The organism is Vibrio sp. D404a (genome assembly GCF_030248535.1).
Classification (GTDB): domain Bacteria; phylum Pseudomonadota; class Gammaproteobacteria; order Enterobacterales; family Vibrionaceae; genus Vibrio.
On sequence record NZ_JAHGAJ010000002.1, the window covers coordinates 1 to 17,161 of the forward strand.

13 protein-coding genes are annotated in these 17,161 nt (G+C 43.8%); 3 read left to right on the forward strand and 10 right to left on the reverse strand.

Annotated features, from left to right (window positions below):
- Positions 1-24 precede the first annotated feature (24 nt).
- Positions 25-4,881, forward strand: a complete 4,857-nt coding sequence (locus tag KI655_RS00465) for an Ig-like domain-containing protein (RefSeq protein WP_285400757.1) — start codon at positions 25-27, stop codon at positions 4,879-4,881.
- A gap of 104 nt (positions 4,882-4,985) precedes the next feature.
- Here the strand turns inward: KI655_RS00465 and KI655_RS00470 are convergent, their stop codons facing one another.
- Both KI655_RS00470 and KI655_RS00475 read right to left on the reverse strand, forming a co-directional pair.
- Complete coding sequence (locus KI655_RS00470; RefSeq protein ID WP_285400758.1) at positions 4,986-6,179, reverse strand: class I SAM-dependent methyltransferase; 1,194 nt, start codon at positions 6,177-6,179, stop codon at positions 4,986-4,988.
- A gap of 129 nt (positions 6,180-6,308) precedes the next feature.
- Positions 6,309-7,712 (reverse strand): methyl-accepting chemotaxis protein, encoded by a 1,404-nt coding sequence (locus KI655_RS00475; protein ID WP_285400759.1) that lies wholly within the window; start codon positions 7,710-7,712, stop codon positions 6,309-6,311.
- 87 nt (positions 7,713-7,799) lie between these two features.
- Between KI655_RS00475 and yccX the strand changes: the two genes are divergently transcribed.
- Complete coding sequence (gene yccX / locus KI655_RS00480) at positions 7,800-8,087, forward strand: acylphosphatase (RefSeq protein ID WP_285400760.1); 288 nt, start codon at positions 7,800-7,802, stop codon at positions 8,085-8,087.
- 125 nt (positions 8,088-8,212) lie between these two features.
- On the opposite strand, the gene KI655_RS00485 is transcribed toward yccX, so the two are convergent.
- The 6 genes from KI655_RS00485 to KI655_RS00510 all read right to left on the reverse strand — a co-directional run bounded on the left by KI655_RS00485 (position 8,213) and on the right by KI655_RS00510 (position 13,832).
- Positions 8,213-8,542 (reverse strand): TusE/DsrC/DsvC family sulfur relay protein, encoded by a 330-nt coding sequence (locus KI655_RS00485; RefSeq protein ID WP_285400761.1) that lies wholly within the window; start codon positions 8,540-8,542, stop codon positions 8,213-8,215.
- Between the two features lie 136 nt (positions 8,543-8,678).
- Complete coding sequence (locus tag KI655_RS00490) at positions 8,679-9,344, reverse strand: Bax inhibitor-1/YccA family protein (RefSeq protein WP_285400762.1); 666 nt, start codon at positions 9,342-9,344, stop codon at positions 8,679-8,681.
- Between the two features lie 221 nt (positions 9,345-9,565).
- Entirely contained in the window at positions 9,566-10,330 is a 765-nt protein-coding gene (locus KI655_RS00495) for an amino acid ABC transporter ATP-binding protein (protein ID WP_285400763.1), read from the reverse strand.
- Positions 10,331-10,352: 22 nt separating this feature from the next.
- The gene (locus tag KI655_RS00500; protein ID WP_285400764.1) at positions 10,353-11,450 is read right to left on the reverse strand and encodes an amino acid ABC transporter permease; all 1,098 of its coding nucleotides are present in this window, start codon (positions 11,448-11,450) and stop codon (positions 10,353-10,355) included.
- Position 11,451: 1 nt separating this feature from the next.
- Positions 11,452-12,657, reverse strand: a complete 1,206-nt coding sequence (locus tag KI655_RS00505; RefSeq protein WP_285400765.1) for an amino acid ABC transporter permease — start codon at positions 12,655-12,657, stop codon at positions 11,452-11,454.
- A 146-nt stretch (positions 12,658-12,803) separates the two neighbouring features.
- Positions 12,804-13,832 carry an amino acid ABC transporter substrate-binding protein gene (locus KI655_RS00510; RefSeq protein WP_285400766.1) on the reverse strand — a complete coding sequence of 343 codons (1,029 nt, stop codon included), beginning with the start codon at positions 13,830-13,832 and terminating at the stop codon, positions 12,804-12,806.
- Positions 13,833-14,321: 489 nt separating this feature from the next.
- Here KI655_RS00510 and KI655_RS00515 point away from each other — a divergent pair, with 489 nt between their 5' ends.
- On the forward strand, positions 14,322-15,260 hold the full coding sequence (locus KI655_RS00515) for a bifunctional precorrin-2 dehydrogenase/sirohydrochlorin ferrochelatase (protein ID WP_285400767.1): 939 nt from the start codon (positions 14,322-14,324) through the stop codon (positions 15,258-15,260).
- A 104-nt stretch (positions 15,261-15,364) separates the two neighbouring features.
- On the opposite strand, the gene KI655_RS00520 is transcribed toward KI655_RS00515, so the two are convergent.
- Positions 15,365-15,847, reverse strand: a complete 483-nt coding sequence (locus KI655_RS00520) for a YajQ family cyclic di-GMP-binding protein (RefSeq protein WP_032549131.1) — start codon at positions 15,845-15,847, stop codon at positions 15,365-15,367.
- Between the two features lie 10 nt (positions 15,848-15,857).
- On the reverse strand, positions 15,858-16,916 hold the full coding sequence (locus tag KI655_RS00525; protein ID WP_285400768.1) for a 3-deoxy-7-phosphoheptulonate synthase: 1,059 nt from the start codon (positions 16,914-16,916) through the stop codon (positions 15,858-15,860).
- Between the last annotated feature and the right edge of the window lie 245 nt (positions 16,917-17,161).

Genomic DNA, 17,161 nt, shown 5'->3' on the forward strand with positions numbered 1-17,161 from the left:
ATCAGCGATGACAGCGACATTGTGATGTTACTGTTAAATGACGTAAGTGTGAATGGTGCTACAGGTCAGGCGAGCATTACCGCGACGCTAGACCACACGCCAGAAACCGAGCTTGTGGTGACGCTGGACAATGGCGCGACGATCACGTTCGGCACCGATTACGTGGCGGGCGATGAAGTGACGTCAACACCGTTTATTGTATCAGACGATTTAGTTCTTAATGTTGACAGCTTTACAGGTGGTAATTTTGAAGTTCTCGATGTCAGCGATACTGTGCAAGTAATATTTAACGACAAACCAACCGCAACTGACTTCTCAGTAACCCTAGACAATCAAGATGAAGCGTTCTTTACGTTTGATGGTGGTCAATCGGGTAGTCAAGATAATGTTGGTGATGAGGAGGATGACGCTTCCGGAACGCCGGTTGATGTGAAGATTCTTGAAGAGCCTCTATTTGGTAATCTTTACGACGTAAGTGGCGGTGGCAAAGTACTAATTAATGCTGGCGATATCATCAGTAGTGATGCTGAAATCGAGTATGAACAGGATCAGAATGCTGTTGATAATTTGGACTTCGTGGCAAGTGCTTTCCAAAATCAGGTTGGCAACGGTACGAGTAGCGTCAGCTACTTACAGGGTAGTGTGGTTATTAGTGCTGGTTTATACGATGGTTCGGCACCGACAGCAGACAATATCGACAATACACCGTCGTACCTTGTTTACGACAGCAATAACCAAGAGGACGGTTTTGGTGTTTCGAAGAGTGCAACATCGACCAGTGGCGAACTCGATGTAATTAGTGGTGGTTCACAAGAGTACATCTCAATTGATTACTCTGCGACAGGTGCCTCTATTACTGAAGCGAATATCGATTTTGGTAGTGTTTACGGTAATTACAACGCTAATAACAACGCCGGTGGTCGAATTGAAGTTATCGCGCTTGATGAAGCTGGTAATGTTGTTGGTACGTTCTTCTTTGATAGTGATGAGTCTGGTGAAAACGGACTAATTATCGATAACAACGGGAATGCAACAGTTAACATCCAAGTTGATGAAGGGTTTACTGAATTAAGAGTATTCACTACTCAGGATGGTTCTGATAACCCTGACCGAAATTCTAACATTACTCTTAAGGGTGTAGATGTTGTTAGTGCAGAACTCTCTGAAGAGATCGATTATCAATCTGTTGATTCAAGCGGTCTCGTTAGTGACGAAGTTGCTCAACTTACGATCTCACCAAATACAACGAATGCTAATCCAGTTGCTCAAGACGACACAGTATCTGTATTCGGTGGCTTGTCTGGTTACTACTACAGTTCCAATGACAGCGTTAATGGCAACATCGACTCCGTCCAAGACGCGTTAGATGTTATTGCTAGCAAAGATGCTGACCTTACATTTGAAGCAAAAGATATCAACTATACGCTGAATGGTAATAACAACGGCTTAAGCTCTCAAAGTCAATTTGAGGACTTCCTAAATAATGACTCTAGCTCCGTTGAAGGTACAGTAGGCGATCACACTGACGGCGTTGTTCAGATGAGTGGATCAGTCTATCTAGAAGCTGGTGACTATGCGTTTAAAGTTACAGCTGATGATGGCTACACGATCTTAATTGATGGTGTGGCAGTTGCGACTGTAGACCAAAACCAGTCCTCTACGACGACGTTACATGATTCATTTAATATCGTTAGCGACGGTTACCATTCTATAGAAGTGGTTTATTGGGACCAAGGCGGCTCGGCTAATTTAGATATCAACTTGGGAACTGTAGACAGTAATGGTAACTACAATAATGGTGAACATGATCTCAATGACTTCCCACTGATTGGTGACTTGCTTTTAGTACAAGAGGGTCAAGCTCTAACCGTAGATTCGTCGCTTCTGTTAGCTAATGATTACGACCCGAATACAGGCGATACATTCACTCTTGTATCTGACGGGTTTAGCTCTACCGACGGTGTGGTTGTGTATGATGCCAATACTGGAGAGATATCGTTTACACCAAACTCAGGCGTTACTGGCACTGCTTCCTTTAGCTACACGATTATCGATAATGACGGTTTGACTGATACAGCAACAGTAACGACGACAGTAACTCCTATTAGTAATGGATTAACCGTTAGCGCAGATTTAGCGACGGCAAGTGGGAATATTGCAGACTCTATTGTTTCAAACATCGCATCTAATTTGGCGAATAAGGCAATAGATCCAACTGCTGACGGTGCGGACAACCATCTTGAGACTACGAGTAGCGCTTGGGTTGATGCTCTCGGCGGCAATGATACTGTTGTATACAGTAGCGGTGATCATATGCAGGTACTTGGTCGAGAAGGCGATGACATCATTGTAGGTAATGATGGCAGTCTTGGCGTTGTTTCTGAAAACCTACAAGGTGGTGACGGTAGTGACATTTTGGTTGGTGGTGCAGATGCATCAACAAGCATTAACCTGTTGGGTGATGATACTGGAGAATCTGGCGATGATGTTCTTATTTCTCGTAGCGCTTCAACGAGTACAACGTACTATGGTGGTTCAGGTAATGATGTAGCGTATCTAGCTGGCGAAAGTACGGATTACACCTTTAGTACAGTAGGAGCTCCCGATTTCCGCTTAACCCATACGGGTACTGGTAATGCTAACCATGATTTCTACAGCATAGAAGCGTTGTACTTTTCTGATGGTAAATTTGAAGTTCAAAGCGGTAACCTAGTTAAAGTGGCAGAAGTTTATGAGTTAAACATTGATGTCGACTTAAACGACAATGATGGCAGCGAACAAGTGAGCTCTCTGGTAGTGAGTGATGTCCCATCAGATGTGACACTCTCTATTGGTACTAAGCAAGCTGATGGTACTTGGGTTATTGAACCATCAGAACTCGATGATGATGGTAAGTTAACTGTAATTGTAGAAGCCCCAGTTGACACTACACCAGTACTAACTGTTACAGCAGGTGCTCAAGAGGTGGATAATCAGGGTCAACCATTAGACTCAGAGGTGTTCGCCGACACTCAAACCGGCACAATCGTTACGCCAAGTAGTGATATGAATGCAGCAAACACGATCATTGGTTTTGACGGTGATGATGTGCTGCTTGGTGACAGTGGTGGCGTTATCGATAACTCTGTTGCACCAACCAACTACAATATTGCTTTAGTGGTTGATACATCAGGAAGTATGAAAGATGCTCTGAACAGCAATAGTAGCCAATCTAAGTTAGATGTGGTCAAAGCATCACTCATTGCTATGCTGGCTGATATTGCATCTCACCCTGGTATTATTAATCTGGCGTTGATTGGTTTTGAGGCTAGTGCGAGTATACAAATAGACATAGAGGACCTAGAGGAGTCGGATTTAGACCAAACTGTTAACGAGGCCATTAATGCTTTGACCGCTGATGGTGCAACCAACTATCAGGATGCATTCATTTCTGCTAAGGGTTGGTTTGAAGATGATGATCAACCATCGAGCTATGAAAACTTAACTTTCTTCTTAACTGATGGTAAACCAACGGTCTCGAACAACTCTAGTAGTGGTGGCTCCACCACAGAGTTTGACGAATTCGCGGACTCCGTTTCTGCTTTTGATGAACTGGCAGAAGTGTCAAAAGTAAGAACAATCGGTATCGGTGACGGAATTGACTCTGAAATACTAGAGCATTTTGCCAACGAGAATGGTTCTGCATACACCTATTCTTCAACGACAACGCCACTAGCAAACTTTAGTTCGAGCACAGGTGAAGCGTGGAGCTTAGGTAACTTTACGGTTTCTGGCGGCACGGCGGAGCTCACGGATTCAAGTATCTTGTTGACTGACCCTAGTGACACTTCAAGCTCGGCATCGATGACAAGCCCTGAATTTGTTGTCGCTGACGGTGAAGCTTCAGTACTGACATTTGATGCGTCACAGGGTAACAGCTTTGGCGGTGGTGATTCATTCAACTGGGTGGTTCAGAAGTATGATGAGCAGACCTTGTCGTGGGTAAATGTTTCATCTGGAAGTGGCACTGGTTCGATTGAAACCGATCTACTCCATGAGGGTAAATACCAGCTTGTGCTTTCTGTTTACGAAGATCAAAGCGGTTACACTGCAGACGTATACCTAGACAACTTTGCAATTAAGACGGTTTCTAGTTCGACCGGTAACGTAGAGATCGTTCAATCAAGCCAAGATTTAGATGCTGCACTCGAAGAAGGCAGTAACGAAATCACACTACTACCTGTAGGTAATGATGACCTAAGCGGTGGCGAAGGCAACGACATCTTGTTTGCTGATGTTATTAATACTGACAACTTACCATGGGATGAGAAGGGCCTAACTCGCCCAGATTCATTACCGGATGGCTCTGGCATCGAAGCATTAACGACCTTCTTGCAGATGGTGAATGGTGCAGAACCTACAGATATGGAAGTTTATGAGTACATCAAGAGCAACCATGAATTGTTTAACGCTGATAGCGATACGCGTGGTGGAGATGATACCGTTGTCGGCGGTCTAGGCGACGATATCCTCTATGGTCAAGGTGGTGACGATACACTGATTGGAGGATTGGGTGATGACATTCTTACCGGTGGTGAAGGCGAAGATATCTTCAAGTGGGTAGACATGGACGATGGCTCTTCCGATACCATTACTGATTTCAGTGTGGCAGATGGAGACAAGCTTGACCTATCTGAGCTGTTGGCTGACCTAGAGACAGATGATGTTACTGCGCTGCTAAACAATATCGAAGGTTTGATTACTGATAACGGCAATGGTGGCGCAGCACTAACCATTGATAAAGGTGGCGAGTCTATGACGATTGAGTTTAACAATGTCACTTCTTCAGAGTTAACAGATTATCTATTTAATCAAGATGGTTTGAAATACACTGATAGCTAACGTCATTAGATAATATAAGGGTCACCAAACGGTGACCCTTTTTACTTGATACTTTAACGAGCTTTGCCCTGCTTAAAGAACTAAAGAACTAAAGAACTAAAGAACTAAAGAACCTTACAAGCAAAACCTTTTAGGTAGAAGCCTTCTGGGTAAGCAGTATCTGTTAGATGGTCGGCAGCTTGTTCAAAACGCTCAACAAACTTAACAGTGCGACCAGCATCGATTGCTGCGTCTGCAATGATTTTTTGGAACAGGTCAGTGCCCATTAGACCAGAGCAAGAGTAAGTGAGTAGCGTACCGCCTGGCTTAAGGATCTGCATCGCTAACATGTTTACATCTTTGTAGCCGTTTGCACCTGATGTTAGATTGTTTTTGCTAGAAACGAACTTTGGTGGGTCCATGATCACAACATCGAACTTGGTGCCTTGGTCACGGTATTCACGCAGTAGTTTAAATACGTCTGCATTTAAAAATACAGCACGTTTTTTTGAAATATCGAACTCGTTTAATTCAGCGTTGTGCTTAGCCGTGTCTAAAGCAAGCTGTGAAACGTCAGCATTGATCACGCGCTTTGCGTCGCCCTTAAGTGCGTATAGACCGAAACCGCCGGTGTAAGAGAAGCAGTTCAAAACTTCTTTGTCTTTTACATACTTCATTGATTCTTTACGGCTATCGCGTTGGTCTAGGTAGAAACCTGTTTTATGGCCTTCAACAATGTTTACGCTGATTTTTACGCCGTTCTCTTCGATTACAACAGATTTAGGTGGCTCTTCACCATGGAGTACGCCGACCGTTTGTTCTAGTCCTTCTTTCTTGCGAACCGCAACGTCAGAACGTTCATAAACGTTACAATCAGGGAAGCACTCTACTAGAGCTTCTACTAGCTCCGGTTTGTTGTATTCGGCGCCTGCGCTCAGAAGTTGGCAGACTAGAAAGTTCTGGTATTTATCAATAGTGATACCCGGTAAACCATCGGATTCTGCAGCAATTAATCGATATCCAGTAAGACCATCACGAACAATGATGTCTTCACGAAGCATTTGCGCGTCTTTGATGCGCTTTACGAAGAATGCTTTATTGATATCTTCTTTTTCAAACGTCCAAACACGAGCTCGAATTTGAGAAGCAGGAGAGTAGGCTGCTTTTGCTAGCCATTGCCCGTTGCTTGCGAAAACGTCGACTGTTTCACCGAGTTGTGGTTCGCCGGTTACTTTGTCAATACCACGAGAGAATACCCACGGGTGTTTACGGCGTAACGATTTATCACGGCCTTTTACTAGTTGAATCGATGGAGTCATAGTTTACTCTGATTGTTTGAATTCGAAGGTGGTGTATTGTCAGGGAAGCGATAGGCAAAATCAAACACCAAAGACGTTAGATACAAAAAAGGGCCACAAAAGCGGCCCTAATCATCGAGATTATTACTCTTAGGCTTTAAGCCCCGTTAATAATCCTTCCATTGAGTCACTTTGCTGACGAAGTTGGTCAACGTTCGCGTTACTCTTACTGATCATGTCGCAAATGTTGTTTGACTGGTTACGAATCTCTTCAACACTCTGTGCGATGTTGTCCGCAACCACACCTTGCTCTTCAGCAGCCGTAGCAATCTGAGTACTGCTATCCGAGATAGATTGGTTTTTCTCTGCAAGTGAACCAATTTCGACGTTAACTTCTGACATCAACGTTTGACCTTCGTTAGCATTGTTTACCGTGACTTCCATTAGTTTGGTCAGTGACTGGCTATTACGTTGCAGCGCTTCAATCATGGTTTGTATTTCAACGGTCGCTTGTTGCGTACGGCCGGCTAGGGCACGAACTTCGTCAGCAACTACGGCAAATCCTCGACCTTGTTCACCAGCACGCGCAGCTTCGATCGCTGCATTGAGTGCAAGTAGGTTAGTCTGCTCTGAAATGGCGTTGATTGTGGTAACCACCTCATCAATTTGAGCCGCGTTTGCGTCTAGTTCTTCTACCGCTTGAGAGGCAGATTGGATCTCTTGAGAGAGGTTTGAGATAGAGGCAAGCGTGTTCGATACCTTGTGCTGACCGCTCTCCGCTACACCATGAGCGTCCATTGTTTGAGTACTTGACTCATGTGCCAAGTTAGCCACTTCGCGAATAGTTGATGCCATCTCTTCTGTAGCACTTGCTAGGCCATTCAAATGTTCTTGTTGTACACCTGAAATATCTGAACTGTGCTGTGTAGATTGGTTGAGATCAGAGCTGATCTGCTGCATTAGCGCAACAGACTCTTGAATCGAAAGCACCATCTTTTGCTCACGGTCTGCTACTTTATCAATAGTAATCGCGATTTCACTGAACTCGTCACGAACCGGGAAGTAGTTCATGCGACAAGTTAAATCACCATCAGCTAGGGTGTTTAGTGCTTTATTCATTGAGAACATCGCACCGCCGATAAAGGTCATGATGTAGTAAACACCTAAAGCAATCAACGTTAGCGTAATGCCTATGATGGTAACTTGTGTCGTTGATAAAGCAGACCAAAGGTTCTGATCATGGTTAGCAACTAAGCTAAATGCGCCATTCATTACTGGGACAGCACCTTCGCCAAAGCCTAGAGAGATGGTGTCTGACTGACTGATTAGCTGCGCGACTTGTTCTCGAGACAGTTGGCCAGCTTCAATCAGGCCCTTCATCAGCATCATTTCATCTTGATATAGGTGAACTAAGAGTGCATCTGCAGCACTGTCGAGAACAAGGGTCAAGATAACAAGAGCGATAACAGGAAGTAAAAAAAGTAGGTAGAATTTTTCTTGAATCTTTAGGTGGATTAGATATTTATCAATCCAACGGAAAGGGATTTCTTTCATATTTATGGTGCTCAAATAATTCCACCCAACAGGGTAGATGAATAGATTTATCAACTATATCACCCAAATAAATTATGAGGCAATGTTATGGATCGTTCCCATCGTATATTTCTGGTAACAGGTCATGTTCAATGTGTTGGCTTTCGATACACGACACGAATAAGAGCATTGGATCTAGGGCTAACTGGCTACGCAAAGAATTTAAACAATGGTGACGTAGAAGTGCTCGCCGTTGGAGATAATGCGGATATAGAAGAGTTGTATGTCTGGCTTCATAAAGGCCCAGACACTGCGAGAGTAGAGCGTGTAGAAGAGCAAAATGCTGCTGGTATTTTGATTGATGATACCAACAGCACCTATTTTCAAGTTCTTTAGTTTGTGTCTTTCACTTGAAAGCTAAATGAGCTAAAGACTGTGATGAGAAAGGTTACAAAACCTAACGTTTTCATGAGACAAATCTTATAAAAGCCAAAGCTAAGAGGCTAAGAGTAACGGTCTTCTTAGAGGCACTTTGCAGGCTTAGGAAGGCCAGCTAGTTTAGTGGCTTGCTTTGCTGGGCCTTTTTTAAACAGCTTGAACAGATACTTGCTGCTACCTTTTTCAGGGCCATGAGCTTTTTCCATTGCTTTTACAAGCATACGAACGGCTGGTGATGTGTTGAATTCTTCGTAGAAGTTACGAACGAAATGAACAACTTCTAGGTGAGCTTCAGTCAACTCGATGCCTTCATCATTTGCTAGGATTTCAATCATGCCTTCTTCCCACTGTGTGTGGTCTAGAAGGTAGCCTTGAGCGTCGGTTTCGATTTGTTTCCCGTTATATTCAAACATGTTTAATCCAGAGTCATATCAATCAGCTGCGTAGGGTACATTACTCAGCAGTGTTTCCCAACAAATAATAGCGAATAGAAAACAAAAAGCCCAAGACGAATCTTGGGCTTTGAAGTATCAGGGTGTGACGAAGTAATTAGTCGTCGCTGCCCATGATACCTAGGATGCTCAGTAGGCTGATGAATATGTTGTAGATAGAAACATATAGACTAACCGTTGCTGAGATGTAGTTTGTCTCACCACCACGGATGATGTTCTGAGTTGTCAGAAGAATCACACCTGTTGAGAACAAAATGAACATCGCGCTCATCGCAAGGTATAGCATAGGCATCTGTAGGAAGATGTTTGCTACCATGCCTACAAGAAGAACAACAAAACCAGCCATTAGCATGCCGTTAAGGAATGATAGGTCACGTTTTGTTGTTAGAGCGTATGCAGAAGCACCCATGAATGCTAGCGCCGTACCGCCCAGTGCCGTTAGGACAACATCGCCCATGCCTGCACCAACGTACATGTTTAGAATTGGACCGATTGTGTAGCCTAGGAAACCAGTAAATAGGAATGTAAATACTAGACCCATGCTGTTATCACGGTTCTTCTCTGTTAGGAAAAGTAGACCGTAGAAACCAACCAGCATAATGATTAGGCCAGGGCGAGGTAGGTTCATCGCCATCGAAACGCCTGCTACAACAGCAGACCAAAGTAATGTCATTGAAAGTAGCGCGTAGGTGTTACGCAGTACTTTGTTGGTTTGCAGAGCGCTCTCTTGAGAGGCTGTGCGAGAAAACATAGGGCTGTTCATAATCTTCCTCGTAAGGTGATATCAATAGTTATTAGTACATTTATGGGGCTGAAAGTTCGAAAAATCAAGCCTTTCATTAAATTTGTCTACTTAAAATGATAATCAAAATAGAGAGTTAAGTGTTTTTCAAGGTGTAACACAATGTAACTGTGCGACGGTATCTTATCCTCTAAAATAGAAAGGGCAGCAAAAATAGCTGCCCTGTTAGATAGATACGAACGTTAGTGGTGCAGGATCTGACTCAAGAAGTTTTGAGTTCGATCTGATTGTGGGTTTTCAAAGAAGTCGACAGGATTGTTCTCTTCTATGATTTCACCCGCATCCATAAAGATAACTCGGTCTGCTACCTCTTTCGCAAAGCCCATCTCGTGCGTTACACATAACATGGTCATACCTTCTTCGGCAAGCTCCACCATTACGTCTAGTACCTCACGAACCATCTCAGGATCGAGTGCCGACGTTGGCTCATCAAACAACATGACTTGCGGGTTCATACACAATGAACGTGCAATCGCTACACGTTGTTGCTGACCACCAGAGAGCTGACCAGGGAACTTGTCCGCTTGCTCAGGGATCTTTACACGCTCCAAGTATTTCATCGCAATGGCTTCAGCTTCTTCCTTCGGCATCTTCTTCACCCAAATAGGGGCTAGAGTACAGTTCTCTAATACCGTGAGGTGAGGGAAGAGGTTAAAGTGCTGAAAACACATGCCTACATCTTTACGAACGGCCTCGATGTTTTTTAGATCTTCAGTCAGTTCGTTACCTGAAACAAAGATGTGTCCTTTTTGGTGCTCTTCTAATCGGTTGATACAACGAATCATCGTTGATTTACCTGAGCCTGAAGGCCCACAGATAACGATTTTCTCGCCTTTCTTAACTTCTAGGTTGATGTTTTTAAGAACGTGGAACTCACCGTACCACTTGTTCATGTCTTTAAGTTCAATCATCAACTCTTGAGATTCTGGGTTTAGTTGTTGCGTCATAATACGTCCTTGATCTTATTAACTATCGTTTGTGACCGGTGTGAAGTCTGTTCTCTAGCCATATCGAGTATCTCGACATGCCGAAACAGAACACCCAGAACACTAACGCGACAAATACATAACTTTCTGTAGCGAAGCCTAACCACTCAGGGTCGGTATTCGCTGCTTGACCAATACCCAGTACATCGAACATACCGATGATAAGTACAAGACTGGTATCTTTAAACAAGCCAATGAATGTGTTCACAATTGAAGGGATAGTGATTTTCAGCGCTTGAGGAAGAATAATCAGTCCCATTTTTTTCCAGTAGGTTAGACCAAGTGCATCTGCAGCTTCATATTGGCCTTTAGGAATTGCTTGTAGACCACCACGAATTACCTCTGCCATGTAGGCCGCACTAAATAGAACCACACCTACCAACGCACGGAAAAGCTTATCGGTTTCAGAACCTGCTGTCAGGAACAGCGGTAACATTACCGATGCCATGAACAGCACGGTAATCAGCGGTACACCACGCCAAATTTCGATATACACAGTACAGATACTGCGAATGATCGGCATTTCAGAACGACGGCCAAGTGCTAGAGCTACACCAATCGGAAGTGACACCACAATACCCACTAATGCGATGATAAGCGTAACAAGTAAACCACCCCATTTGTGTGTATCAACAACTTCTAGGCCAAATACACCGCCGTACAGCAGGGCTGCGATGATGAATGGGTAAATGTTTACGAAGAACAACCAAATCCACGTACGCTTAGGTGTTTTTTCGTAAGCGAGTAAGGCTACAAAGATCGCTAACGTTGCGTAGAAAAGGCGAGGGCGCCAAAGTTCAGCTTCAGGGTAGAAGCCATACATAAACTGATCCCAACGCACGCTGATGAATACCCAACATGCACCGTCACTGGTACAAGCGTCACGTGTTGTACCTACCCAATCGGCGTTTAGGAAAGCCCAATCAAAGGTTGTCCAAAGAAGTGAAAAGGCGATGTAACCTAAAACAACGGTCACAACACTGTTCACTGGTCCATTGAAGAGATTCTTTCTTAACCAACCAACGACACCAACGGTATTCGCGGGAGGCGGAAGATCCGGTTGAAATTGATGTGTGCTCATATTATCTCTCCACCAATGCTACTTTACGGTTATAGATATTCATTAACGCGGAGGTCAATAAGCTTAGCGTTAGGTATACACCCATGGTCATGGCAATGATCTCGATTGCTTGACCGGTTTGGTTGAGAGTTGTACCTGCAAAAACAGAAACTAAGTCAGGGTAGCCGATGGCCATTGCTAACGAGGAGTTCTTGGTGAGGTTTAAGTATTGGCTAGTCAGCGGTGGAATGATGATTCGCAATGCTTGAGGGATAATAACCAGCTTTAATGTGCGAGAGCGTGGTAAACCAAGAGACATCGCTGCTTCTGTTTGACCATGGCTAACCGCATTAATACCAGAACGAACGATCTCTGCGATGAAAGATGCCGTATAGATACTGAGAGCCAAAACAAGAGCGGCGAGCTCAGGGATGATGCTGATACCACCTCTGAAGTTAAAGCCTTTCAGTTCAGGGTACTCCGCTGAAATAGGCATACCTAGAACAAAATACACAACCAGAGGCAAACCAACGATTAAGCTGAGAGCAATTCGAAGCATCGGCGTCTGTTGTCCCGTTAGCTTCTGTTTGTTGTTCGCCCAAATATTGATGATGAACGTTGCCACGATACCGGCGATCAGAGCAGCGATAACGATGCTACTACCTTGCTCCAGAACCGGAGCAGGTAAGTAAAGGCCACGTACGTTCAGAAAGATAGCTTCACCTAGGCTCAGACTTTGACGAGCCGATGGAAGGGCTTGAAGAACGGCGAAATACCAAAAGAAGATTTGAAGTAGTAGTGGGATATTTCGGAAAATTTCAATGTAAACCGCGGCAAATCGGCTCACTAGCCAGTTAGATGACAAACGAGCGACACCCATACTGAAGCCAAGAACGGTTGCCAAGACAATACCAAGTACAGATACTAACGCGGTGTTTAATAAGCCGACAACGAAAGTTCGACCATAGGAAAAGGTTTCGTCATATTCGACGAGAGTAAGTCCGATACCAAACCCGGCTTCTTGGGTTAGAAAATCAAAACCAGTGGCAATGCCGCGGGCTTCTAGGTTGGTAAGGGCATTATTTACGATAGTGTAGAAGAAGGCGCCAAGTGCTCCAATGGCGATGATCTGAAAAACCACAGATCGAAAGGTCGGGTTGTATAACAGATTGGCACTTTTCGCTTCGGGTTTTTCCTGGGAAGGAGTAAGAGTGTTGTTAGGTTTCATACTGCAATAACCTCAAATCCATTTAACAGTTAGGGCGGAAACCCGCCCTAAATCGTGTTACTCAATAATTCATTTTCGAATTGTTGCCATCGCTCTATATCAGAGAGACAGCAACGGTCACGAACAAGTAATCACGTCGTGTGCTATTAACGGATTGGTGGAGCGTACATAAAGCCGCCCGCATTCCATAACGCATTTACACCACGAGAGATTTGAAGCGGAGAACCTGTACCAACAGTACGCTCGAAGCTCTCACCATAGTTACCCACTTGTTTGATAACTTGGTAACCCCAGTCATCACGGATACCTAGGCCTTTACCTTTAGGGCCATCAACACCAAGAATACGCTTGATGTTTGGATCTTTAGATTTCAGCATCTCGTCAGCATTCTTTGAAGAAATACCGTACTCTTCTGCGTTAATCATTGCAGACAGTGTCCACTTAGCAACGTTAAACCATTTGTCGTCATCTTGACGAACAACAGGGCCAAGAGGCTCTTTAGAAATGATTTCTGGAAGTACTTCAGCAGACTTAGGATCTGCTAGGTTTAGACGAAGAGCGTATAGGCCTGATTGGTCTGTTGTAAGAACATCACAACGACCTGCATCGAAACCTTTAGATGTTTGTGCAGCTGTATCAAATACCACTGGCTTGTAAGACATGCCGTTATTACGGAAGTAATCAGCAAGGTTAAGCTCTGTTGTTGTACCAGACTGAACACATACCGATGCGCCGTCTAGTTCTTTAGCGCTTGTTAGGCCAAGGTCTTTCTTAACCATAAAGCCTTGACCATCGTAGTAGTTAACACCTACGAAGTTAAGACCAAGTGCTGTATCACGATGCAGCGTCCATGTTGTGTTACGTGACAGAACGTCGATCTCGCCAGATTGTAGAGCAGTAAAACGCTCTTTTGCTGTTAGAGGAACGTATTTAACTTTCGTCTTATCACCGAGTACAGCAGCTGCAAGAGCTTGACAATACTCAACATCAATTCCTTCCCATTCACCTTTTGAGTTAGGGTTAGAGAACCCTGGAAGACCTGTACTTACACCACAAGTTAAGAAGCCTTGAGATGTGACTTTGTCCAGAGTGCTTTCTGCCGCTGATGCAGATGTTGCCATCATTGCAGTTGATGCAGCTACTACTGAAGCAAGAAGTGTTAGTTTATTTGTCATTTGTATCCTTCCTTGTTTAACCAGGTGACACCTGATACACGTGCTCGATTGTGTTGTGCTTGCTGTGTTGCTTGTTTTTGTTACCTTTAAGCGTGGCTGTTTAAATCGGTATTCGCATTTTGCAAATGATATTGTGTGCGATTTAAACAACTGTTTATAAGGTTAGGAAAGGATTTGCAGTTTCTCAAATGTATAATTTAAAAAGATTTTTGAGAGAAATCACAAATCCGGACACATTTAGAATGACCAAATGTTATATGAATGTAAATAGTGCAAGGGCTCACACTGTTGGTGCAACGGGATTTAGGTTTTTAATTTCTCAATTGCCTAGCTGAATATTTTGTTTAGGCGATTTTCTGTCGAAATTTTAACCTTAAGAAAATGTGAAATTTGGTGAAATATTATTTTAATTATGCAAATGCACCTAGGAATATGCCCCAAATTTGGTAGCATGCATGAATAGTTATCTAAGAGGTCTCAAGGAAGAAAATGCGTTACTTTCCAATGTTTTTAGACATCGAAAACAAACCGATTTTGGTTGTGGGTGGTGGCGAAGTTGCTTGTCGAAAAGTCGATAGTTTGCTTCGAGCCGGTGGCGATGTAACCCTTATATCACCGAAGGTTGAACCATATTTAAAGCAGTTGATAGATGAAAATAAATTGCACTGGGTACAAAATTTTTACTCATCACAGATGTTATCAAAACGATATCTTCAAGTATGGGCGACAACTGACAATCCAGAACTGAATCATCAAGTGCATAGTGATGCAAAAAAAATGGGTATTTTGGTAAATGTGGTCGACGATCAGCCATATTGTGACTTTATTACTCCTTCGATGATCAATCGAGGAAGAATTCAGATTGCTATTTCCAGTGGTGGAGCGTCTCCGGTTTTAGTTCGCAATATTCGCGAAAAGTTCGAGAGTTTGCTACCGCAGAACTTGGGTCTACTTGCTGATTTTGGTGCGTCAAAACGTAACTCTATTAAAGAAACGTACCCAACTGTCGATGAGCGTCGTAAGTTCTGGGAGCGCTTTTTATCTTCATCACGTATAGAGCGCATTACAGAGCGAGAAGAACTTGAAGCATTCTATCAGGAGTCGTTAAAAGAAGAGGTAGATTCGCAAGGGCAGGTGACTTGGATCGAGTTTGAGTCTGACGTCGAGTTACTCTCCATGAAAGCACTGCGTCTGATGCAAGAAGCGGAACTTGTTCTATATCCAGCAGATTGCCCGTTCGAATATGTAGACTTGTGTCGACGTGATGCTGAACGTGAGCAGTTCAAAGACAGTGGAGACCTGTCTACCAAGTTGATGAAGGCTCGTAGCGAGAACATGCGAGTGTGTGTTTTTGTGCCTCCAAGTAGCGTCGAATTTAACCTGCTTATCGGTAGTGATGTTAAGTTGGCGTCAGGGCGAAGCCTTTAAGCTTTATTACTCGACTACGCTATGACTGAAATCACAGTCATATAGAAACACAAAAGCCTCAATGTGATTAGACATTGAGGCTTTTTTATACGGCTAAATTAATATTAGTCGCGGAAATTATCAAACTGGAATGGTTGACCAAGTTCACCATTGCGAACCAGTGCCATTACAGCTTGAAGGTCGTCACGTTTTTTACCTGTTACACGAACTTTCTCGCCTTGGATAGCCGCTTGAACCTTGATCTTGTTGTCTTTGATAAGCTTAACAATCTTCTTAGCTACAGGTGTTTCGATACCTTGCTTAAAGATAACCGTTTGGTGCCAGTACTTACCAGATTGTTCTGCTTTTTGAGATTCCATCGCTGACACATCAACACCACGTTTGGTTAAGTTACCACGCAGGATGTCACGAAGCTGTTTTAGTTGAAAGTCGTGCTCTGCAGACAGTTTTACTGTTTCATCTTTGAATTCAAAGCTTGCTTCAACACCACGGAAGTCGAAACGTGTCGCAAGTTCGCGGTTTGCATTGTCTACCGCGTGGCGCAGTTCAACGGTTTCGATCTCAGAGATAATATCAAATGAAGGCATGGTTAATTCCTTAAGCTAAGTTTCTATCTTTAATTGCAGTTGCAAGCAGTTCAAGCATGCTCGCTGTATCGTCCCAGCTTAGACATGGATCAGTGATTGATTTGCCATACTCTAAGTTGTTGATGTCTTTCATCGACTGGTTGCCTTCTTCAATGAAGCTCTCAGCCATGATACCTGCGATTTGATTCTTACCAGAGTTGATCTGCTCACAGATGTCTTTAGCAACATCAAGTTGTTTACGGTGTTGTTTCTGACAGTTAGCGTGGCTAAAGTCGACAACAAGACGTTGTGGCAGATCGAACTCAGCCAGTTGTTGGCATGCTTGATCAACAGACTCAGCGTCGAAGTTAGGACCTTTATCACCACCACGTAGGATAACGTGACCGTATGGGTTACCAGAAGTGCGGTAAACAGTCATGCGACCATTTTTATCTGGCGAGTAGAAGTAGTGAGAGGCTTGTGAAGCACGGATAGCGTCGATAGCGATCTTGATGTTGCCGTTAGTCGCGTTTTTAAAACCAACAGGGCAAGACAGAGCAGACGCCATCTCACGGTGAATTTGTGACTCAGTGGTACGTGCACCAATTGCGCCCCAAGTGATCAGGTCGGCAATGTACTGGCCTGTAATCATATCAAGGAATTCAGTGGCTGTTGCCAGACCAAGCTTGTTGATATCAAGCAGGAGTTTACGAGCTTTGTTTAGGCCCGCTTCTAGTGCGTAAGAACCGTCTAGATTTGGATCAGTAATAAGACCTTTCCAACCCACAACAGTACGTGGCTTTTCAAAGTACGTTCTCATTACAACGAACAGTTCGTCTTTGTATTGCTCTTGAATCTTGCTTAAACGCTCAGCGTAATCCAAAGCCGCATCCGTGTCGTGCACAGAGCAAGGGCCAACGATGACCAGTAGACGGTCATCGCGTCCAGTGAGGATGTCTTCGATTTGGCGGCGAGAGTTTGCAATGCGCTCAGCAACGTCGTCAGTGATTGGGTGTGCGTTGCCTAATTCGGCAGGAGTTGGCATTGGCCCAAGTGCTTGGGTTCTCAACTCATCAGTTTTTAATGGCATGTGATAGCTTTTTATTCTATTGCGAAGCAGTAAAGATAACGGAATTAATCGGAGGAATAAACTCCCTTAGGTCAAAGTTATCTCGGATATCGGCAATATTCTTAGATTTATCAGTTTGCTTGGGGCGTACTTCAAGGTGAGATTCATTGAAACGAGTTGAATTACGGGATGAGTAACGTTAGCTCTCTTTTTTGTAACATTTTTTTGACATTCAAACGCGCGTTAGGTTAACTGGTCAGACAACT